The organism is Pseudomonas sp. 51_B (assembly GCF_017491595.1).
Taxonomy (GTDB): Bacteria; Pseudomonadota; Gammaproteobacteria; order Pseudomonadales; family Pseudomonadaceae; genus Aquipseudomonas; species Aquipseudomonas promysalinigenes.
In genome coordinates this window covers 1-459 of the sequence record NZ_JAFGYW010000347.1, presented here as the reverse complement: position 1 = coordinate 459, position 459 = coordinate 1, and the positions used below count along the sequence as shown (strand labels likewise).

Annotated in this window: 1 protein-coding gene; it reads left to right on the top strand. The window is 45.1% G+C overall.

The genetic code is table 11. From position 1 onward, the window contains the following. A partial coding sequence (locus J5M56_RS25155; RefSeq protein ID WP_207938081.1) for a hypothetical protein occupies window positions 1-459 on the top strand: 459 nt, incomplete at both ends.

Below are 459 nucleotides of genomic sequence, written 5' to 3'. Positions count from 1 at the left end.
ACCATATCTTGACGAGGCTGGGGACGGAAACAGTAAAGGTAGGATACAAAAAGAACTACCAGATTTCAATTTCAAAGCCCCATCCGGTACACCAAGCAAAACTGCTGACTTCTTACGCCTAGCTAAGAAGGGGCACAACATAGCCATCACACATAAACTCTTCACTGGGTTTACTGTGGAGGTGGCTGCTGTCCTTGCTGAACAAAAATATCATCTGGTGATCGACGAGACGATTGATCTTGTCACCTTCTACGAGGGTATTGGGCACGAAGATGTTAAGTTCCTAATCTTGGCTGGTATGGTGACATGTAGTCCTAATGGACAATTGCATTGGAACGAAGAGAAGTGGCCTAACTACTGTGGTAGGGATTTGCCCATAAAACAACTATGTGAGCTTGGCTGTTTGTGGCTTTACGGTGATGACGTCCTTATTCAACGCATACCACCTACCTGTATGAA